Annotated in this window: 15 protein-coding genes; 7 read left to right on the top strand and 8 right to left on the bottom strand. The window is 72.8% G+C overall.

Annotation, left to right across the window (positions count from 1 at the left end; translation table 11 throughout):
• Window positions 1-2: 2 nt before the first annotated feature.
• Together A8W25_RS00725 and A8W25_RS00720 are read right to left on the bottom strand one after the other, a co-directional pair.
• On the bottom strand, window positions 3-1,691 hold the full coding sequence (locus A8W25_RS00725; RefSeq protein ID WP_067154091.1) for a sigma-70 family RNA polymerase sigma factor: 1,689 nt from the start codon (window positions 1,689-1,691) through the stop codon (window positions 3-5).
• A gap of 163 nt (window positions 1,692-1,854) precedes the next feature.
• On the bottom strand, window positions 1,855-2,721 hold the full coding sequence (locus tag A8W25_RS00720) for an ArsR/SmtB family transcription factor (protein ID WP_067154088.1): 867 nt from the start codon (window positions 2,719-2,721) through the stop codon (window positions 1,855-1,857).
• A gap of 89 nt (window positions 2,722-2,810) precedes the next feature.
• On the opposite strand from A8W25_RS00720, the gene A8W25_RS00715 reads away from it, so the two are divergent.
• Window positions 2,811-4,088 carry an MFS transporter gene (locus A8W25_RS00715; protein WP_067154086.1) on the top strand — a complete coding sequence of 426 codons (1,278 nt, stop codon included), beginning with the start codon at window positions 2,811-2,813 and terminating at the stop codon, window positions 4,086-4,088.
• 113 nt (window positions 4,089-4,201) lie between these two features.
• Here A8W25_RS00715 and A8W25_RS00710 read toward each other — a convergent pair whose 3' ends face one another.
• The gene (locus A8W25_RS00710) at window positions 4,202-4,861 is read right to left on the bottom strand and encodes a hypothetical protein (RefSeq protein ID WP_067154075.1); all 660 of its coding nucleotides are present in this window, start codon (window positions 4,859-4,861) and stop codon (window positions 4,202-4,204) included.
• Window positions 4,862-5,570: 709 nt separating this feature from the next.
• On the opposite strand from A8W25_RS00710, the gene A8W25_RS00705 reads away from it, so the two are divergent.
• Window positions 5,571-5,936, top strand: coding sequence for an ATP-binding protein (locus A8W25_RS00705; protein WP_234386045.1), 366 nt, complete (start codon window positions 5,571-5,573; stop codon window positions 5,934-5,936).
• A 77-nt stretch (window positions 5,937-6,013) separates the two neighbouring features.
• Here A8W25_RS00705 and A8W25_RS00700 read toward each other — a convergent pair whose 3' ends face one another.
• The gene (locus A8W25_RS00700) at window positions 6,014-6,874 is read right to left on the bottom strand and encodes a SigB/SigF/SigG family RNA polymerase sigma factor (protein ID WP_420708390.1); all 861 of its coding nucleotides are present in this window, start codon (window positions 6,872-6,874) and stop codon (window positions 6,014-6,016) included.
• Window positions 6,875-7,012: 138 nt separating this feature from the next.
• Window positions 7,013-7,645: a DUF1206 domain-containing protein gene (locus A8W25_RS31795; protein WP_079125717.1), complete on the bottom strand. Its 633-nt coding sequence runs from the start codon at window positions 7,643-7,645 to the stop codon at window positions 7,013-7,015.
• 21 nt (window positions 7,646-7,666) lie between these two features.
• Here A8W25_RS31795 and A8W25_RS00690 point away from each other — a divergent pair, with 21 nt between their 5' ends.
• The 3 genes from A8W25_RS00690 (at window position 7,667) to A8W25_RS00680 (ending at window position 12,020) form a co-directional block, all read left to right on the top strand.
• Window positions 7,667-9,217: a phytoene desaturase family protein gene (locus A8W25_RS00690; protein ID WP_067154066.1), complete on the top strand. Its 1,551-nt coding sequence runs from the start codon at window positions 7,667-7,669 to the stop codon at window positions 9,215-9,217.
• Window positions 9,218-9,357: 140 nt separating this feature from the next.
• The gene (locus tag A8W25_RS00685; protein ID WP_067154063.1) at window positions 9,358-10,467 is read left to right on the top strand and encodes an NAD(P)H-dependent flavin oxidoreductase; all 1,110 of its coding nucleotides are present in this window, start codon (window positions 9,358-9,360) and stop codon (window positions 10,465-10,467) included.
• Window positions 10,464-12,020, top strand: a complete 1,557-nt coding sequence (locus A8W25_RS00680; protein WP_067154060.1) for an acyl-CoA synthetase — start codon at window positions 10,464-10,466, stop codon at window positions 12,018-12,020. Before A8W25_RS00685 ends, A8W25_RS00680 begins: the two co-directional genes overlap by 4 nt.
• A gap of 146 nt (window positions 12,021-12,166) precedes the next feature.
• On the opposite strand, the gene A8W25_RS00675 is transcribed toward A8W25_RS00680, so the two are convergent.
• Both A8W25_RS00675 and paaK read right to left on the bottom strand, forming a co-directional pair.
• On the bottom strand, window positions 12,167-14,536 hold the full coding sequence (locus A8W25_RS00675; RefSeq protein ID WP_067156502.1) for a penicillin acylase family protein: 2,370 nt from the start codon (window positions 14,534-14,536) through the stop codon (window positions 12,167-12,169).
• Between the two features lie 174 nt (window positions 14,537-14,710).
• A complete protein-coding gene (gene paaK / locus A8W25_RS00670) occupies window positions 14,711-16,012 on the bottom strand; it encodes a phenylacetate--CoA ligase PaaK (RefSeq protein WP_067154057.1) in 1,302 nt (433 codons plus the stop codon).
• 212 nt (window positions 16,013-16,224) lie between these two features.
• On the opposite strand from paaK, the gene A8W25_RS00665 reads away from it, so the two are divergent.
• On the top strand, window positions 16,225-17,748 hold the full coding sequence (locus A8W25_RS00665) for an alpha/beta fold hydrolase (RefSeq protein ID WP_067154054.1): 1,524 nt from the start codon (window positions 16,225-16,227) through the stop codon (window positions 17,746-17,748).
• A 21-nt stretch (window positions 17,749-17,769) separates the two neighbouring features.
• On the opposite strand, the gene A8W25_RS00660 is transcribed toward A8W25_RS00665, so the two are convergent.
• Window positions 17,770-19,392, bottom strand: a complete 1,623-nt coding sequence (locus A8W25_RS00660; RefSeq protein WP_067154052.1) for an acyl-CoA synthetase — start codon at window positions 19,390-19,392, stop codon at window positions 17,770-17,772.
• 165 nt (window positions 19,393-19,557) lie between these two features.
• Between A8W25_RS00660 and A8W25_RS00655 the strand changes: the two genes are divergently transcribed.
• Window positions 19,558-20,358, top strand: coding sequence for a crotonase/enoyl-CoA hydratase family protein (locus A8W25_RS00655; protein WP_067154049.1), 801 nt, complete (start codon window positions 19,558-19,560; stop codon window positions 20,356-20,358).
• Window positions 20,359-20,409: the final 51 nt, after the last annotated feature.

Below are 20,409 nucleotides of genomic sequence, written 5' to 3'. Positions count from 1 at the left end.
TCTCACATCTGGGTGCCGAAGTCCTGGGTCCACCACGGGCCCCCGGGGCCGTTGTGGATCCCGACCCCCAGCTCCTTGAAGGCGCAGTTGAGGATGTTGGCGCGGTGTCCGGGGCTGTTCATCCAGGACTTCATGACGTCGGCCGGGGTCTGCTGGCCCCGGGCGATGTTCTCGCCGTAGGTGGACCACTGGTAGCCGGCGGCGTGGATGCGCTCGCCGGGGCCCGCCCCGCTGGGGTCGGTGTGGTCGAAGAAGTCCTGTGCCGCCATGTTGTCGGAGTGGCGCTGGGCGGCCGTGGCGAGCCGGGAGTTGTCGCTCACCGGGCCGCAGCCGTTCTTGGCCCGCTCGGTGTTGACCAGCGCGATCACCTGCTGGGCGCCCGACCCCTGCTTGGCGAGGCCGTTCGGAGTGCTGGGGGAGCGCTGTGCGGGAGGCCTGGCGGCGGCGCTGTGCGGCGCGGGGCTGTGTGCGGTCGGCTTCGGCGAGGCGGCCGAGCGACTCGGCGACGGCGAGGAACTCGGCTTCGGGGAGGCCGGGTTGGGTGACCGGGTGGGTGAGGGGCCGGTGGCGGTGGCGCTGTCCGGGCTCGCCGCCGTGACGGAGGCGTCGGCCGGGGCGTCGGCGACGGTGCGGCCGGGCCCGGACGGATCGTTGGAGAGGTGGATGACCACGGCCAGGCCGCCTATCGCGGTGGCGCCCGCCAGCACCGCCGCCGCACGGCGACGCCGCCTGGCACGGTCCCGGTCGCGGCGCAGCTCGCCCCGGGTGGCCGCCTCGTCCTGCCCGGCGCGGGCGCCCCGGCCACGCGGTGCCTGCCGGTGGCGGCCGGGCGCCTGCGGTCGCGGGGGTTCCGTCGGGCCCCCTTCGGCCACCCCGTGCGCCATGGGCGCGGCACCCGGCACCCGGTGTGCGGCCAGGGCCGCGAACAGACCGGCCGCCGAGGCCACCGGCACCAGGGCGAGCCCCGCCAGCAGGCCCTCGGGCGGTACGAGCCCGCTGCCCAGGCCCGAGCAGAGCGGGCACTCACGGGTGTGCCGGGTGATGCGCTTGCGCCACAGCGCGGAGGGCACACCGTCCCAGAGCGAGAGCAGCCCGGCGAGTTCCCGGCACTGCGGGGCGCCCGCGAGGGTCCGTACCACCTGGCGCGACGCGTCGAGCCGCTCCTTCATGCGCTGGACGCGTACGGCGGTGTGCTGCGGGGAGAGTTCGAGGGACGCGGCCACCTCGGCGCGGGTCAGACACCCCGCCGTCTCCAGCCACCACAGCGAGAGCAGCCCCCGGTCCTCGGGCTCCAGCCAGCGGGTGGCCTCGGCGGCCTCCCTGCGCTGCCCGGACAGCCCGAGCCGCAGGATCGTCAGGTCCACGAAGTCGGCGCCCGGGTCGGGCAGATCGCTCGGCTCGTGGATGCCGGTGCCGTCCGGCCGGGTGTGGGCGCGCTGCCAGTACTGGCGCAGCTGGTTCATGGTGATGGCCACCACCCACGACCGGAAACTGGCCGGATCCCGGAGCCCCGCCAGTCCGTCGAGCATCCGCAGCACGCTCTCCTGGACCACGTCGTCGACGTCGGCGTGACCGTTCAGCGCCCGCCCGACGATGTTGTACACCAGTGGCAGACAGGCCGCGACGAGCTCGTCCTGGGCCTGCTGGTCACCGGCTCGCGCGGCCGCGACCGTCGCCGTCCCGTACTCCATGTTCACGCCTCGTCCACTCTCCCCGGGTCCCGGTGGTCTCCGGGCTCCAACCGACTGCTTCTCCACCGTGGGAGATCGGCGGGGAACCGGCGGATAACGAAAACGTGGAGAGTTTTTTTCCGGCCCCACCGTCCCACACCGTGCCGCGCCGCCCCTGGCCGGGTCACCCCGTCCGCTGCCCGAGCAGCAGGAGGCCCATGTCGGTGGCCGTGTAGTGGACCTCGCGCCGGTAGCGGTGGCCGGTGACCAGACCCGCGTCGCGCAGCACCGCGAGGTGCTGGGACACCGCGCCCAGGCTGAGGCCCGTACGCGCGGCCAGCTGGGTCGTGGTGGCCGGTGAGCTCGTGTCGGCGAGCACCCGGGCGCGGCTGCGGCCGAGCAGCCGGGCCAGGCCCTCCCCGGCGGACCCGCGCCGCTCCCACAGGGTGCCCACGGCGCGCGCGGGATAGAGCACGCCGGGCGGTGTGGTGCCCCCGCCGCGCAGCAGCCGGCAGCGGGTGGCGAAAGCGGTGGGCACCAAGGTGATCCCGTTCCCGTCGAGCCTCGGCTCGCCCGGCGGCAGATCCACCGGCACCAGCCGGTCCCGCGTCCACTTCAGGGTGGGGTGGAGGTGGGCGAACACCTCCTGGATGCCGTCCTCGGCCAGTTGGCGGGTGCGGTGGACGACGTCCGCCTCCAGTACGGCGCGGATGCGCGGCCAGTACGGCCGTACGGCGGCTCCCCACCAGGCGAGCACCGCGTCGCCCACCTCGCAGGCGGCCCCGGCGATTGCGAGCTCCTCCTCGACGGTGGCGAGCGGGCACCGCGGGGGAGGGGGCTCGAAACCGGTGAGGTCCGTGATCAGCGGCTCAAGGCGGCGGGCCAGGTCGCGGTCCTGCCGCAGGGCCAGCGCCTTCTTGATCCACGGCAGATGGACGGCGTGCCGCCCGGGGTCCTCCGAGGCCCGCACACTCGCCACCGTCTCCCACAACGGAGAGATCGCGAACCTCAGGTTGACCAGATCGTCCACCCCGAACCGCACCGCTCCCACGTCCCGCGCCCCCCCGGATCACCCCACGACGTTTTCGGCCAGACTAAAACAATGGTCCGGCCGCCCCACCGGTGGTGGAGTGCGCGATCATGACGCTTTCCTGCTCCACGGACACCACCCCGGCGCGGCCCGGCGCGCTGCCGCGCGACCGCGACTTCCGCAGACTCCGGACGGCCGACACCGTCAGCCAGGCCGGTACCGCCGTCACCGTCCTCGCCCTTCCCCTCGTCGCCATCGGCGCCCTCGACGCGACCCCCTTCCAGGCAGGTCTGCTCGTGATGTCCGAGTACCTCGGGTTCCTGCTCCTGGGGCTGCCCGCCGGGGCGTGGGTGGACCGGGCGCGGCGCCGCCGCGTCATGGTCGCCGGTGACCTCGGCCGCGCCGCACTCCTGGCCTCGATACCCGTCGCGAGCGCGCTGGACGTGCTGTCCCTGCCCCAGTTGTACGCGGTGGCCTTCGGTATGTCCGTGTGTACGGTGTTCTTCGACGTGGCCGCCCAGAGCCACCTTCCCCAACTCGTCGACGAAACCCGGCTGGTGGAGGCCAACGTCAAGCTGGAGGCGAGTCGCACCCTCACCCAGGCCGCCGGACCCGGCGCGGGGGGCGTGCTCGTCGGCGCGCTGACCGCCCCGCTCGCGGTCGCGGTGGACGCCGTCAGCTACCTGGCCTCCGCGTTCCTGCTCACCCGTGTCCGCCGCCCCGATCCGGCCCCACCCGTGTCGACGACGCGGCCGGGACTGCGGGCCGAGATCGCCGAAGGGCTGCGCTTCCTCTTCGGCCACCCGACGCTGCGGGCGCTCACCCTCACCTCGGCGATCTCCAACCTGTGCGGCACCATCGGCGCGGCCATGCTGCTCGTCCTGCTCGCCGGAGACCTCGGCCTCTCACCCTTCCTCTGCGGCCTCGTCTTCACCGCGGAGGCGGTCGGCGGTTTCCTCGGCAGTCTGCTCACCACGAGGGTCGCCGCCCGACTGGGACAGGGACGGGCGATGTGTCTGTCCGTACTGACCAGTGGGGTGCTCTGGTTGCTGGCGCTCCCGTTCTACCGGTCCGACTGGCGCTTCGCGCTCGCGGTCGCGCTCCAGGGCCTGGGCTGGACGGCCTTCATGACGTTCAAGATCACCTCGGTGTCCCTGCGCCAACAGCTCTGCCCGCCTCCGCTCCTCGGCCGGATGACGGCGACGTTTCGCTTCGTGGTGTGGGGGTCCATGCCGATCGGCGCACTCCTGGGCGGCGCCCTGGGCGAGCACTTCGGCGCCCGCATGGCGCTGTGGGTGGGAGCGCTCGGCGAACTGCTCGCGGTGGTGCCCCTCCTCCTCGCCACCGGCCGGGCCGGAAGCCGTTCCGGCCCGCTGCCGCGTTGTTGATGGATCGGCGCACGGGGCTCGGCGGACAAGTCGCTGTCCGCCGGGCTCCATGCGGCTGATGCCGTACGGCGAGAAAGTCATCGACCCGATCCAACCCCGGCGGATGAGAGGTGTCAGGCCTTCGCGACGGCGTCGGCGGTGGGCGTCCCGGCAGCCTTCTTGTCGGGGCGGGCGGTGTAGAAGACGGAGCCCTGCTTGCGCTCCCGCTCCAGTTCGCCCTTGGCGACGAGCGCTTCGAGGGTGTTGCGCACGACCTGGGGGCTGGTCGCGCGGTCGGGGTGGGCGGTGGTGAGTTCGGTGAGGATGTCGGCGACCGTACGCGGCTCCTGGTGTCCGGCGAAGAGGCCGAGGACGACCTCACGCAGGGTGGGACCGGAGGTCTCGGCCTTGGCGCGGGAGGAGGTCTTCGCCGGAGCGGTGTTCTTGCGCGGGGTCCGCGCGGGCTTGGCCGCGGACTTGACCTCGGTCTTCTTCGACCGGGGGGTGGGCACCTTGGCCGGTGCGTCCTTCGTGGACGCGGCCTTCGCGGGGACGCGTGCGGTGCCGCGCCCGCTCGCCCTGGTGGGCGCCGCGGCCGCGGCGGCGGGGCCGCCGAGGGTGTGCTGCATGGTCTGCAGCAGACCGTGGTCGCGCTCCAGGGAGTCGAGCTGGCCCTTGAGCGTGTCGAGTTCCGCGCGGATGCGCGACTGGTCCTGCTGGTTGGCTTCCAGATCGGCGGTGACGCGCGCCGCGTACTGGTTCTGGAGTGTGGTGGTGTCCGGCTCGTCCGCCATGGGAGTTCGCTTTCCTCGTGCTGGATGATGCCGCCGGATGCCGGCCCTGCTGCGGGCACAGCACAGGCGAGTACGCAAAAAGATACACACCTCACCCAAACAACCGCAGCCCGTCTGAATCGCCTGCACACTAAAGAGTTGATGAGAGAAACCGCCGAGCGCCCCCGAAAGGGCGGGGCGATGTCCTGAGAACGGCGCGGTAGATGGACCGCGATCGCCGACCGCGAAAGTCCGGCCCGGGATGAAACCGCCAACTGATGTCCCGTCAGCAACAGCGATCCAGGGTGCGGTTGCTGGAATTCGTACGGAAAATCGGACGCGAAACGGGAGAGGGCGCGAGTGCTGTCGACGGGCGTCGGGTGTCGGTTGCTCCGAGTGCGCGGAACAACGGCGGCGAGGACGTGTGGCGGACCAACGGTTGCCGGGCGGTCGTCCCCACCACGAACTGAGCGGGGCGTACCGGTGCAGGTCGTATCCTCCGGGGTGTGACCGGCATCACGAGCATGGTCCTGTCGCCCCAGGGCACCCGAAACCCAAGGCCCCGTCGCGTCCCCCGTCGCGACGGGGCCGCCCCTTCGCACAAAGCGAGGGGGATTGACCTATGGGAACCCTGGGCAAGTGCGCAGGGGGTGAACGCGGGCGATGCCGCATGCGGGACGGGGGCAGTGAGGTGAGTGAGGAAACGGCTCCTACATGGAGGACCGGACTGGTGCCGGTCGACGCCGCGGAGGCGCGTCGGCGCGTGAAGGCGCTGCTCGGCGCCGCGCTGGGCAGACCGTCGGCCTCGGCGCAGGACGCGGTGGTCACGGACGCGCTGCTGGTGACCTCGGAGCTGGTGACGAACGCGCTGCGGCACGCGGGCGGTGTCACCGCGTTCGAGGCGATGGCGGACCGGGTGGGGCTGCGGCTGGTGGTCGAGGACGCGAGCCCCGGGCTGCCGTCGACGAAGGAGCCGGGCGGTGACTTCACCCCCGGCGGCTACGGGTGGCCGATGATCTGCCGACTGGCGACCAGCGTCACCGTCAGCCTGCTGCCCGCCGGAGGCAAGCGCATCCAGGTCTTCCTGCCGCTGTGAGCGCGCCGGTGCCGGGGCGCTCGTACGCGCCCCGGCACCGGTCCTCGCTCGTGCGTGGACCCGCGGTCGGCCGTGCGTCAGTCCGCGACGACGCCCATGCCGGTACGGAGCTTGGTGAGGATGCGGCGCAGGATGCGGGAGACCTGCATCTGGGAGACGCCGAGCGTCTCACCGATCTCCGCCTGGGTGCGCTCCTCGACGAACCGCAGATGCACGACGAAGCGCTCGCGCTCGGTCAGGGTGTCCATCGCGGGCGCCAGTGCCTGGAAGTCCTCGACCAGCTCCATGCCCGGGTCCTCGCAGCCGATGATGTCGGCGAGCGCCGCCTCGCCCTCCTCCTCGTTGCCGGACAGGGCCGCGTCGAGGGACGAGGAGTGGTAGCCGTTGGCGGCCACCTGGGCCTCCACGACCTCCTCCTCGCTGATGTCCATCAGCTCGGCCAGCTCCTTGACGGTGGGGGAGCGGTCGAGGCGGCTCTCCAGCTCGGCCCGCGCCTTGCCCAGCTCCGTCCGGCGCTCCTGCAGCCGGCGCGGGACGTGCACGGCCCAGGTGGTGTCGCGGAAGAAGCGCTTCATCTCACCGACGACATAGGGCACGGCGAACGTGGCGAACTGCGTCTCGCGCGACAGCTCGAACCGGTCGATGGCCTTGATCAGTCCGATCATGCCCACCTGGACGACGTCCTCGATCTCGTCCGCGTACTGGCGAAAACGCCGCGCGGCGAAACGCACGAGCGACATGTTCATCTCGATGAGGGTGTTGCGCGCGTACTGGTATGCGGGTGTCCCCTCCTCCAGTACCGCGAGTTGCTCGAAGAAGAGGCGTGACAAATCCCGGGCGTCACGCGGTGCGAGCTTGTCGGGGCACTCCACCAAGGGCAGTTCGGGCGCCACCTGGCTGCGCTGCCCCACCATGGTGCTGACCTCGACCGTCGTCATGATCTCTCCCTGGATCGACCTGTACAAGCTTCCAACGCGTTCCAACGCGAAGAGCGTGTACCCCCGAACCCACCTCGCACACGGCCCGGTTCGCAAGCGGCTGAAACGGGTTCGCCCGAGCCAGGCCCGGCGGTGGGCTCAGAACCTGCGCCAGCGCGCCATCGCGAACGAGAACAGGCCGAAGAGCGCGAGGCCCGCGGCCACCGCCATCAGAAGCCAGGGACCGGCCGGGGTGTGGGCGAAGGAGCGCAGGGTGTCGTCCATGCCCTTGGCCCGGCCGGGGTCGAAGCCGACCGCCGCCCAGAGGGCGAAGCCGCCGGCGGCGGCGAAGACGGCGCCCCGCGACACCCCACCCGCCACACCCGTGCAGTCCACCACCAGACGGGTGCGCGGTGACATCCCGGTGAGCCGCATCCGGTCGTGGTATTCGCGCAGCGCCGCCCGTACCGCGATCCACAGTCCGGCCCCGACCGCGAGGACTCCGGCCGCGCCGACCATCCACCGCCCGCCCGGCAGACCGAGCAGCCGGGCCGTGAGGTCCTGGGAGGTGCGGTCGCTGGAGCCGCCCTCGGTACGGCGGTCACCGAGCGCGTACGTCGAGACGGTGTACGCGACGAAGCCGTAGAAGAGACAACGCGCCCCGGAGAGCAGGCGTTTGCGCGCCTTGCGCCCCTCGGCTCCGGCGGCGCCGAAGAGCGCCTCGGACAGGCGCCACAGGCGGGGGCGGGCAGGCAGGAGAGCACCGGCGCCGTCACCCTGGCCGCCGGTGATCGGCGCGTGCTAGGAAGGGCCATGCCCGCACACCAGGTGTACGACACCGTGATCGTCGGCGGCGGCCACAACGGCCTGGTGGCCGCCGCCTACCTCGCCCGCGCCGGGAAGTCGGTGCTGGTCCTGGAGCGCCTCGACCGCACCGGCGGCGCGGCCGTCTCGACCCGCCCCTTCGCGGGCGTCGACGCCCGGCTCTCGCGCTATTCCTACCTTGTCTCGCTGCTGCCGCAGAAGATCGTCGACGATCTGGGACTGCGCTTCGCCGTGCGCAGGCGGACCGTCTCCTCGTACACACCGGTGGTACGCGACGGCCGCCCCACCGGGCTGCTCGTCGGCGGCGGCGAGGAGCGCACCCGGGCCTCGTTCCGCCGACTGACCGGCTCCGAGGCCGAGTTCACAGCCTGGGAAGAGTTCTACGGAATGACCCGGCGGGCCGCCGAGCGGCTCTTCCCCACGCTGACCGAGCCGTTGCCCGCCCGCGCGGCCCTGCGCGAGCGCCTGGGCGACGACACGGCGTGGCGGATGCTCTTCGAGGAGCCGATCGGCGTCGCCGTGGAGGAGCGGTTCGCCGACGACCTGGTGCGCGGTGTCGTCCTCACCGACGCCCTGATCGGCACCTTCGCCGACGCCCACGACCCCTCCCTGGCCCAGAACCGCTGCTTCCTCTACCACGTCATCGGCGGCGGCACCGGCGACTGGGACGTGCCGGTGGGCGGGATGGGCGCGTTCACCGACGCGCTCGCGGGCGCCGCACGGGCGGCCGGCGCGGAGGTCGTCACCGGCCACGAGGCGACCGCGCTGCGCACCGACGGCCGCGAGGCCGAGGTCGACTTCCGTACGGAGTCGGGCGAGGGCACGGTCGCGGCCCGGCACGTCCTGGTCAACGCGTCTCCCGAGGCCCTGGCCGCGCTCACCGGCGGCCCGGCCCCGGAACACGCCGAGGGCGCCCAGCTCAAGGTCAACATGCTGCTCACCCGGCTGCCCCGGCTGAAGGACACCTCGGTCGACCCGCGCGAGGCGTTCGCCGGGACCTTCCACATCGGGGAGGGGTACGGGGCGCTGGGCGCCGCGTACGCCCAGGCGGCGGCCGGTGAGCTGCCCGCCGCACCGCCCTGCGAGATCTACTGCCACTCGCTCACCGACCCCTCGATCCTAGGCCCGGACCTGGCGGAACGCGGCTACCAGACGCTGACGTTGTTCGGGCTGCACACCCCGGCGCGGCTGTTCGCGGCCGATAACGACAAGACGCGCGAGGCGCTCCTCGACGCGACGCTGGCCCAGCTGGACGCACAGCTGGCCGAGCCGCTCGCGGACTGCCTGGCCACCGACGCCGACGGCCGGCCCTGCATCGAGGCGAAGACCCCGCTCGATCTGGAGCGCGAGCTGCGGCTGCCCGGCGGCAACATCTTCCACCGCCCGCTCGCCTTCCCGTACGCGGAGGAGTCCGCCGGGCGCTGGGGCGTGGAGACCACGTACCCGAACGTCCTGCTGTGCGGGGCGGGCGCGGTCCGGGGCGGCGGGGTCAGCGGCATCCCGGGCCACAACGCGGCGATGGCGGTGCTGGGCGGCTGAGAGCCTGGGGCGCGAGCGCCCGGGCCAGGGCATCGGCCAGGACCACCCTGACCGGCCCCGGCGCGGCACCGCGTAAAGAATCTGACGTGGCATCAGAAAATCTCTTCCCTCGTCGACCGGGCTGCGGCATCCTGCGCCCCATGCAGACGGAGCTGAGCAGAAGACTGGGAGTGGAGCACGCCATCTTCGGCTTCACACCGTTCCCGGCGGTGGCCGCCGCCATCACCCGGGCCGGTGGGTTCGGCGTGCTCGGCGCGGTCCGCTACACCGCCCCCGACGACCTCGCGCGCGACCTCGACTGGATGCAGGAGCACACCGACGGACTGCCCTACGGCCTCGACGTCGTGATGCCCGCGCGGAAGGTGGAGGGCGTCACCGAGGACGACGTCGAAGCCATGATCCCCGAGGGGCACCGGCAGTTCGTGCGCGAGACGCTCGCCAAGCACGGCGTGCCCGAGCTGGCCGAGGGCGAGGCGTCCGGCTGGCGGATCACCGGGTGGATGGAGCAGGTCGCCCGCGACCAGCTCGACGTCGCCTTCACCTACCCGATCAAGCTGCTCGCCAACGCGCTCGGCTCTCCGCCCGCCGATGTCGTCGACCGGGCCCACGCCAACGGGGTCCTGGTCGCCGCGCTCGCCGGCAGCGCCCGGCACGCCCGCCACCACGCCGAGGCGGGCATCGACATCGTCGTCGCCCAGGGCTACGAAGCCGGCGGCCACACCGGCGAGATCGCCTCCATGGTGCTGGTGCCCGAAGTCGTCGACGCGGTCGGGCCGCTGCCCGTACTCGCCGCCGGAGGCATCGGCAGCGGCGCCCAGGTGGCCGCAGGCCTTGCGCTGGGCGCCCAGGGCGTCTGGCTGGGCTCCCTCTGGCTCACCACCACCGAGGCCGATCTCCACTCGCGCGCGCTCACCCGCAAACTCCTCGCGGCCGGCTCCGGCGACACCGTCCGCTCGCGCGCCCTCACCGGCAAGCCCGCGCGCCAGCTGCGCACCGAGTGGACCGACGCCTGGGACGACCCGAGCGGCCCCGGCACCCTGCCCATGCCCCTGCAAGGCCTGCTGGTCGCCGAGGCGCTGTCACGGATCCAGAAGTACGAGGTCGCCCCGCTGCTCGGCACGCCGGTCGGCCAGATCGTCGGCCGGATGAACTCCGAGCGCAGCGTCCAGGAGGTCGTCGACGACCTCACCCGCGGCTTCGAGCAGGCCGTCGACCGCATCAGCCGTATCGCCGGAAGGAGCGGGTCATGAGCGGCTCCCCGCCGCCCAACGGGTTCTGGGCGCAGGCCGCCGCCGACCCCGGCCGTGTGGTGCTCACCGCGCCCGGCGGCGAGCGCTGGACGGCCGGGCGGCTGCACGCCGACGTCAACCGGCTGGTGCACGGGCTGCGCGCGGCCGGCCTCGAACAGGGCGACGCGTTCGCCGTCGTGCTGCCCAACGGGGTCGAGTTCTTCACCGCGTATCTGGCCGCCTCCCAGGCCGGGTTCTACCTCGTCCCCGTCAACCACCACCTGGTCGGGCCCGAGATCGCCTGGATCGTCGCGGACTCCGGTGCCAAGGTGCTCATCGCCCACGAGCGGTTCGCGCAGGCGGCGACCGCGGCCGCCGACGAGGCGAAGCTGCCGGGCAGCCACCGGTACGCGGTGGGCGAGGTGGCGGGCTTCTGTCCGTACGGGCAACTCCTCGACGGGCAGCCCGAGTCCGTGCCCGAGGGCCGCACGCTGGGCTGGGTCATGAACTACACCTCGGGCACCACCGGCCGCCCGCGCGGCATCCGGCGCCCGCTCTCCGGCAAGCTCCCCGAGGAGTCCTACCTCGGCGGCTTCCTCGGCATCTTCGGCATCAAGCCGTTCGACGACAACGTCCATCTGGTCTGCTCGCCGCTCTACCACACGGCCGTGCTCCAGTTCGCGGGCGCGTCCCTGCACATCGGGCATCCGCTGGTCCTGATGGACAAGTGGACGCCCGAGGAGATGCTGCGCCTCATCGACGCGTACCGCTGCACCCATACGCACATGGTGCCGACCCAGTTCCACCGGCTGCTCTCGCTGCCCGAGGTGGTCCGGGCGCGCTACGACGTGAGCGCGCTGCGGCACGCCATCCACGGCGCCGCCCCCTGCCCCGACCACGTCAAGCGGGCGATGATCGAGTGGTGGGGGAGCTGTGTGGAGGAGTACTACGCGGCGAGCGAGGGCGGTGGGGCGTTCGCCACGGCCGAGGACTGGCTGAAGAAGCCGGGCACGGTCGGCAAGGCGTGGCCCATCAGCGAACTCGCGGTCTTCGACGACGACGGCGAGCGGCTGCCCGCAGGCCAGTTGGGCACCGTCTACATGAAGATGTCGACGGGCGGCTTCAGTTACCACAAGGACGAGACCAAGACCCGGAAGAACCGCATCGGCGACTTCTTCACCGTGGGCGACCTCGGCTACCTCGACGAGGACGGCTATCTGTTCCTGCGCGACCGCAAGATCGACATGATCATCTCGGGCGGGGTCAACATCTACCCGGCCGAGATCGAGGCGGCGCTCCTGAGCCACCCGGCCGTCGCCGACGCCGCGGCCTTCGGCATCCCGCACGCCGACTGGGGCGAGGAGGTCAAGGCGGTCGTGGAGGCCGCGCCCGGCCACGAGCCGGGCGAGGAGCTCGCCTTCGAGCTCCTCGCCCACTGCGAGGAGCGCCTCGCGGGCTACAAGCGCCCCAAGTCCGTCGACTTCATCGCGGCCATGCCGCGCGACCCCAACGGCAAGCTCTACAAACGACGGCTGCGCGAACCGTACTGGGAGGGCCACGAGCGGGCGATGTGACCGTGGGGCCGAAGGCCACCGGGCTGTGCCACCGGAGTCATCGGGCGGGCCCTGGTCCCGCTGCTCGCCTCGGTGGGCCATGAGGTGATCGGCGTCCCGGCGTGAACCTCCGGCGCGGCCCGCCCGAGGAGCGGGCCGCGCGGACGTCAGCGGTGCTCGCGCACCCGGACGACCCGCAGCGCGGGCGAGGAGAGGATGTCGCGCTCGCAGAAGCGCGAGGAGACCCAGCGCCGCTGCGAGTAGAGCTTCGTCTGGTCGCTGTAGTGCGGCGAGAGGACGTTCTCCGACTGGGAGTACGTCAGCAGGGTGCGGGCGACGGGGCAGCGGCCGCCGTCCCAGCCGACCGCCTGGATGTGGCTGGATCCGGTCGACACCTCGGTGTAGCCGCGAGCCGGATCCCACACGCCCTCGACCTTGTTCCAGATGCCGAGCGCCTCCGTACCGCCGGAGACCGGAAGGCGCTTGCCGCCCCGGACCACGTACTGGTGGCCGCCCAGGGCCGAGTCGAGGGGGATGCCGGCGGCGCGCAGCTCGCCGACCGCGTCGGCGAGTGCCCGGGCGACGCCCGGCGAGGCGGTGTTGAGGGTGTTCGGCGTACGCACCGGGTCGGCCGCCGAGAACGGCACCTTCCACAGCTCGGCCGCCGGGACCGTGCCGGTCAGCTTGCGCCAGTAGCGGTCGAAGAGCAGCGCGCCCCGGCTTCCCGCGTCCACCGTACGGTCCCAGCCGGCCAGTACCGCGCACGCCCCGGACACGTCGACCGCCTTGCCGGTGCTGTCCGTGGCGGTGCCGCCGGGCAGCGCGGCGCAGGCCCTGGCCGTGTCGGCCGCCGCCAGGTGCCCGGCGGGCGCCCGGTCGGCGAACTGCTGGCGCTGGAGGTCGGCGACGGTGAGCCGTCCCTTCGCGGCCAGGGCCGACACGTCCTCGACCGCCCCGCGCGTACGCGGCGAGCGCGCGGTCGCGACGGTGCCGAAGATCCGCTCGTAACCGGTCAGCGGGTGCTCGGCGTTGGTCAGCCAGGCGCTGTCGTTGGAGTTCTCGGCGTACGCGGCGTCCTTGAGCAGCGGCATCCGGGCGGGCCCGAAGACTCCGGGCTGGACGGCGTCCGGGTCCGAGCCGAGGGCGCAGTCGCCGCGCGAGCCGTCCAGGACCGCGACGCCCGAGGCCGGGTAGAGCGCCTTGCCCAGCGGGGTCGAGCAGCGCGCGGCCAGCTCGTCGGTGATCCGCGGGAGCACCTGGGACTGGGTGAACAGGGAGTGCCCGTGCGCGTCGGCGGCGACCGTGTTCACCCAGGGCAGGCCCTGGGTGCGGCGCAGTGACGTGAGGATGTCGTCGGTGCCCGCCGCCTTGGAGAAGCCCAGACCGGTGTCCGCGGCGCGCAGGTTGAGCGCGTTGGGGTCGTTCAGCGCGAACGCCGTGGCCTTGGTCCACGGCAGAGGCACCGTGGGGCCGAGCCCGGTGACCACCGGCCCGTACCGCGTCCACCACTGGGTGCGCGTCACCGGGGCGCCGCCCTTGACCGGGACCGTCACCGTGCGCCGGGTCATGCGCTCGGGGGCGCCGTCCACGAGGTACGCGGTCGGGTCGGCCGGGTCGAGGGCCAGCTGGTGGAGGTTGAGCGTGACACCGGTGGCGACCGTGTGGCTCCAGGCCACCTTGTCGTTGAAGCCGATGCTCATGGTCGGGGTGCCGAGCAGGGCCGCGCCGGAGACGTCGAGCTCGCCGGGGATGGTCTGCTGCATCTGCCAGAAGCGGCGGCCGCCGTGCCAGGGGTAGTGCGGGTTGCCGAGCAGCAGACCGCGCCCGTCGGCCGTGGCGGCGCCGCTGAACGCGACGGCGTTGGAGCCCATGTCGGCCTGGTCGGCCGCGAACAGCCGCTCGGCGGCCTTCGCCTGCGCGGCGGGGTCGGGCGCGCCGGGCGCGGCCGCGGCGGTCGGCGGTTGCGCGGCGGTGATGCCGTCGGTGACGCGCCCCTGCCCGCCGAGCACGGATATCGCGAAGCCGCGCGCGGCCACGTCGACGACGGTCACCGGGCGCACCCAGGCCGCGCCCTTGCACGCCGGGTCGGTGACGCGGTGCTGCTTCAGCCAGGCGTTGTAGCCCGCCGCCCAGCCCCGCATCAGCTCCTTCGACCGGCGGCTCGGCCCGGTGGGCGCCGGGGTGGCCAGCAGCTTCTCGACCGTGCGCGCGTCGCGTACGGACGTGAAGTACAGGTCGCTGGAGAGGTTCCTGGTCGCGGCGGAGAGCGAGCCGTCGGGGGCCGCGTCCGGGCCGAACCACTTCGACCGCTCCCCGCGCAGCGTGACGAATCCGTCGGCGAGGGTGCACACCTGGTCGGCCGCCTGGGCGTAGCCGGTGCCGAAGCCGAGGTCGGCGTAGTCCTTCGCGAGGATGTGCGGAACGCCGTACTCGGTGTACCGGATGACGGCGGACAGGCCGCCGCCGGAGGGGTGGTGCTCGCGGTCGCCGGACGCGGCCGAGGCCGTGGGGGACAGCGGCGCCGAGGCGGTCAGCATGGCGATGCCGGCCAGCGCGAGGCGCCTGATCCGGGTGCGGGCGTGGGCGCGGGTGTCGGTGCGGGCGCGGAGAGCCAACGTTCCTCCCAACTCAGAGGGTGACACGGGTGGTTGCCCGTGACACACGAAGTGCCGCCAGCCACTCAGTCAGCCCGGGCGCACACCTGTCAACACTCACGCCCCGCCCGCGGGGCCCTGGCGCAGATCCACGATCCGTTTGAACTTGCCCACCGACCGCTCGATGGTGTCCGGGTCGACGACCTCCACCGCCACCGAGACCCCGATGCCGTCCTTGACCGCCGAGACGATCGACCGCGCGGCCTCCTCGCGCCGCTCCGGCGCGGTGTCGGCGCGCGCCTCCACCCGGACCGTCAGCGCGTCGAGGCGGCCCTCCTTGGTGAGCCGCAGCTGGAAGTGGGGGGCGAGGCCGGGCGTGCGCAGCACGATCTCCTCGATCTGGGTGGGGAACAGGTTCACCCCGCGCAGGATCACCAGGTCGTCACTGCGCCCGGTCACCTTCTCCATCCGCCGGAACACCCGTGCCGAGCCCGGCAGCAGCCGGGTCAGGTCCCGCGTCCGGTAGCGGACCACCGGCATGGCCTCCTTGGTGAGCGAGGTGAAGACCAGCTCGCCGCGCTCGCCCTCGGGCAGCACCTCGCCGGTGAGCGGGTCGACGATCTCCGGGTAGAAGTGGTCCTCCCAGATGTGCAGCCCGTCCTTGGTCTCCACGCACTCCTGCGCCACCCCGGGCCCGATCACCTCCGACAGCCCGTATATGTCGACCGCGTCGATGGCGAAGCGCTCCTCGATCTCGCGGCGCATCTCCTCCGTCCACGGCTCGGCTCCGAAGATCCCGACTTTCAGCGAGGTCGCGCGCGGGTCGACGCCCTGCCGCTCGAACTCGTCGAGGAGGGTCAGCATGTACGACGGAGTCACCATGATGACCTCGGGCCGGAAGTCCTGGATCAGCTGGACCTGGCGGGCCGTCATACCGCCGGAGGCGGGGATCACCGTGCAGCCGAGCCGCTCCGCCCCGTAGTGCGCGCCCAGGCCGCCCGTGAACAGCCCGTATCCGTACGCCACATGCACCTTGTGGCCCGGCCGGGCGCCCGCCGCGCGCAGTGAGCGGGCCACCACGTCCGCCCAGGTGTCCAGATCGCGCTCGGTGTAGCCGACCACCGTCGGGCGGCCCGTGGTCCCGCTGGAGGCGTGGACGCGGCGGACCTCGGACCCGGGGACGGCGAACATCCCGAACGGGTAGTGGTCGCGCAGATCCGCCTTGGTGGTGAACGGGAAGCGGGCGAGGTCCGCGAGCGAACGGCAGTCCTCGGGCCGTATCCCCGCCTTGTCGAACGCCTCCCGGTAGAAGCCCACCTTCTCGTACGCATGGCGCAGCGAAGCCCTCAGCCGGTCGAGCTGGAGCGCCTCCAGCTCCGCCCGGCTCAGCCGTTCCGCCGCGTCCAGCAGGGGTTCCATGGGCCGCTCCCGTCCTCGCCGGTCGTCACTCCGCCCGAAATCGGACGACCGATCATTCGGTAGATCTGCTCGGGTTCAGTAATCCAGCCACCCGGCCGCACCGTCAAGGCCTGTGGACAACGTGCGCGCACCGCACTGTTCGCGCTCTCGGCGAAACCGCTCTCGGCGAAACCGCCTTGGCTTGATCACCACGCGCTGCAAAGATCACCGGCATGCCGAAGTTCACCGCGTACGACGGGACCGAGCTCGCCTACCACCTGGTGGGGACGGGGAAGCCGCTGATCTGTCTGCCCGGCGGGGCCATGCGGGCCTCCGCCTATCTGGGCGACCTGGGCGGGCTTTCCGCCCACCGGCAGCTGGTGCTGCTCGACCTGCGCGGGACCGGTGACTCGCCGGTGCCCGAGGACGTCTCCTCGTACCGCTGCGACCGGATGGCCGACGACGTCGAGGCGCTGCGCGAGCACCTCGGCCTGGACACCGTCGACCTCCTCGCCCACTCGGCCTCCGGCAACCTCGCCACCCTGTACGCGGCCGCCCACCCGCGGCGGATCGGCTCGCTGGTCCTCGTCACCCCCGGCATCCAGGCCGTCGGCCTGAAGGTCACCCAGGACGACTGGCGGTCGGCCGTGGCGCTGCGCGAGGGCGAGAGCTGGTACGCGGAGGGGCGGGCCGCGTTCGAGGAGATCCGGGGCGGGCGCGACCCGCGCGAGGTGTGGGCGGCCGTCCAGCCGTTCATGTACGGGCGTTGGGACGAGGCGGCCCAGGAGCACGCGGCGGGCGAGGACGCGCAGATCAACCGCGCCGCGGCCGCCGTCCACTACCAGGACGGCGTCTTCGACCCGGCCGCCACCACCGCCGCGCTCGCCGCCGTGGACGCGCCCGTGCTCGTCGTGGCCGGTGCGCACGACGCCACGCCGACGCCGGAGCGCGCCGCCGAGCTCACCGCGCTCTTCCCCCGGGGCGAGCTCACCGTGCTGCCGGGCGCAGGGCACTTCCCGTGGCTGGACGCGCCGGGCGACTTCGTACGGACGCTCGCGGCCTTCCTGGAGCCGGGCGTCCGCAGTGTGCGCACGGCCTCGGGCCTCCGGCTCGCGTACCGGGTCCAGGGCGAGGAGTCCGCGCCGCCCGTCGTGCTGGTCCACGGCCGCGGCGGATCCGGCACCGACTGGACCGGGATCGCCGAGGCGCTCGCCGCCACGCGTCGGGTGTACGCGCTCGACCTGCGCGGCCACGGCCTCAGCGACTGGCCGGGCCGCTACTCGTTCGAGGGCTTCCGCGACGACCTGCGCGGCTTCGTCGACGCGCTCGGCCTGGCCGGCGCCGATGTGGTCGCGCACTCCATGGGGGGCGCGGCAGCCCTCCTGCTCGCCGTGCGGGCGCCGGAGCTGATCGGGCGGCTGGTCCTGGAGGAGAGCCCGCCGCTGACCCCCGTCGTCCCGCGGCGCGGGTTCGTGGAGCGTCCCGACGGGGAGCTCTCCTTCGACTGGCCGGTCGTCGCGGACATCGACGTCCAGCTCAACGACCCCGATCCGGCCTGGCGCGCGGGCTACGCGGCCCTGGCCACGCCGACCCTGGTCGTCGCGGGCGGCCCGGACAGCCACATCGACCAGAAGGTGATCGCGGAGATGGCCGCCCGTATACCCGGGGCCCGCCTCGTCACCATCGACGCCGGCCACTCGGTCCACGCCGAGCGGCCGGAGGAATTCCTCGCGGAGATAAGGGAGTTCGGCATCTGACGGCCCGGCTCGGCCGGTCTCTCAGCCGGCGGCCGACTCCACCGCCACCGCCCGCGCCCAGCGGTAGTCCGCCTTGCCGCTGGGCGAGCGCTGGATGCTCGGCGCGATCACCAGCTGGCGCGGCACCTTGTACCCCGCGAGCCGGGTGCGGCAGTGGCTCTGGATGGCGTCGAGGGTCGGTGCCTCGGCGCCCTCGCGCACCTGCACCACCGCCGCCACATGGTTGCCCCAGGTGGCGTCCGGCACCCCGGCGACCAGCGCGTCGTACACGTCCGGATGGGATTTGAGCGCCTGCTCGACCTCCTCCGGATACACCTTCTCGCCACCGGTGTTGATGCACTGCGAGCCCCGCCCGAGCACCGTGACGATGCCGTCCTCGTCGACCGTGGCCATGTCGCCCAGCAGCACCCAGCGCTCGTCGCCGCGCCGGAAGAACGTCTCGGCGGTCTTCGTGGGGTCGTTGTAGTAACCGAGCGGCACATGGCCGCGCTGGGCGATCCGGCCGGGCTCACCGGGCTTCACCGGCTCGTGGGTGGCCGGGTCGACCACCGCCGTACGGGAGTTGACGCGCAGCCGGAAGCCCTTGTCGGGGCCGGAGTCCTCGGTGGCGGTGCCGTTGAAGCCGGACTCGGACGAGCCGAAGTTGTTGAGCAGCATCGCGGTCGGGACCAGCGCGCTGAACTGGGCGCGGACCGTCTCCGACATGATCGCGCCGGAGGACGAGACGCTGAACAGCGATGAGCAGTCGGTGCCCTTCAGGGGGCCGCTCAGGGCGTCGATCAGCGGACGCAGCATCGCGTCCCCGACCAGTGACACGCTGGTGACCTTCTCCTTCTCGATCGTCCGCAGGACCTCCTCGGGCACGAACTTGCGGTGGATGACCACCCGTTGGCCGAAGTGGAAGCCGATGAAGGCGGTGAGCGTGGAGGTGCCGTGCATCAGTGGGGGAGTGGGGAAGAAGGTGATGCCCTCGCCGCCCGCCGCGACCCGTTCGGCCAGCTCCTCGGGGCGCGCGACCGGCTCGCCCGTCGGCGCGCCGCCGCCGAGCCCCGAGAAGAACAGGTCCTCCTGGCGCCACATCACCCCCTTGGGCATGCCGGTGGTGCCGCCGGTGTAGATGATGAAGAGGTCGTCGGGCGAGCGGGGCGCGAACCCCCGCCCGTCGGACGCGGCCGCCTCGGCCTCGGTGAAGGGCACCGCGTCCAGCGCGGGCGCGCCCTCGGGCGGTTCCCCCACCCGTACGAGGTGGCGCAGCTTCTCGGTGTGCGGCAGTGCGCCCGCCACGCGTGCGGTGAACTCCGCGTCGAAGACCAGGGCCGTCAGATCCGCGTCCCGGTAGAGGTAGACCAACTCGTCCTCGACATAGCGGTAGTTGACGTTGACCGGGACGACCCTGGCCTTGAGGCAGCCGAGCACGGTCTGCAGATACTCGACCCCGTTGTACAGATGCAGGCCCAGGTGCTCGCCCGGTCCGATGCCGCTGTCGATGAGGTGGTGGGCGATCCGGTTGGCGGCCGCGTCCAGGTCGGCGTAGGTCAGCCGGCGCTCCGCGCCCGTGCCGGGGTGGTCGAGGTGGACCAGTGCCTCGCGGTCGGGGACCACGTCGACGACCGACTCGAACAGGTCGGCAAGGTTGTACTCCACCGCTCCTCCTGACCCCGGGCCCATCCGTGTGGCCGTCATCAGAGCAGAGCCCGCCGCAACTGGGAAGGGGCTCCGGCGAAAGAATCTGACTGTCTGTCAGAAAACTATTGAACTGCGCCCCCGGCTCCTGCAACCTGTTCCAGTCCGACGACGGGAGGCAGGCGCATGGGTGGCACCGAACACCTCACCGTGCGGCGCGAGGGCGCCACACTCGTACTCACGCTCAACCGGCCGGAGGCCAGGAACGCCCTCTCGCTGCCGATGCTGGTCGGCCTCTACGACGGCTGGCTGGAGGCCGACGCCGACGACGCGGTCCGCTCGGTCGTCCTGACCGGCGCAGGCGGCGCGTTCTGCGCGGGCATGGACCTCAAGGCCCTGGCGGGCAAGGGGATGGAGGGCGAGCAGTACCGGGACCGCCTCAAGGCCGACCCGGATCTGCACTGGAAGGCGATGCTGCGCCACCACCGCCCCCGCAAGCCCGTGATCGCGGCCGTCGAGGGCCCCTGTGTGGCGGGCGGCACCGAGATCCTCCAGGGCACCGACATCCGGGTGGCGGGGGAGAGCGCCACCTTCGGGCTCTTCGAGGTCCGGCGCGGGCTCTTCCCGATCGGCGGCTCGACCGTCCGGCTCCAGCGCCAGATCCCGCGCACCCACGCCCTGGAGATGCTGCTCACCGGGCGGCCCTACAGCGCGGCCGAGGCACGGGACATCGGACTCGTCGGACGGGTGGTGGCCGACGGCACCGCCCTTGAGCAGGCGCTCGCCCTCGCCGAGCGGATCAACGCCTGCGGGCCGCTCGCCGTCGAGGCGGTCAAGGCCTCGGTGTACGAGACCGCCGAGATGACCGAGACCGACGGGCTCGCCGCCGAGCTCAAGCGCGGCTGGCCGGTCTTCGACACCGCCGACGCCAAGGAGGGCGCCCGCGCCTTCGCCGAGAAGCGCCCGCCCGTCTACCGGCGCGCCTGAGCCTCCGCCGCGCGCCCGAGCCCGTCCGTCGGCCCACCCGAGAAGGAGCCC

The sequence above is a fragment of the Streptomyces sp. ERV7 genome (assembly GCF_001653515.1).
Taxonomy (GTDB): domain Bacteria; phylum Actinomycetota; class Actinomycetes; order Streptomycetales; family Streptomycetaceae; genus Streptomyces.
The sequence above is the reverse complement of the archived record's forward strand: the minus strand, read 5'-3'. Positions and strand labels throughout refer to the sequence as shown.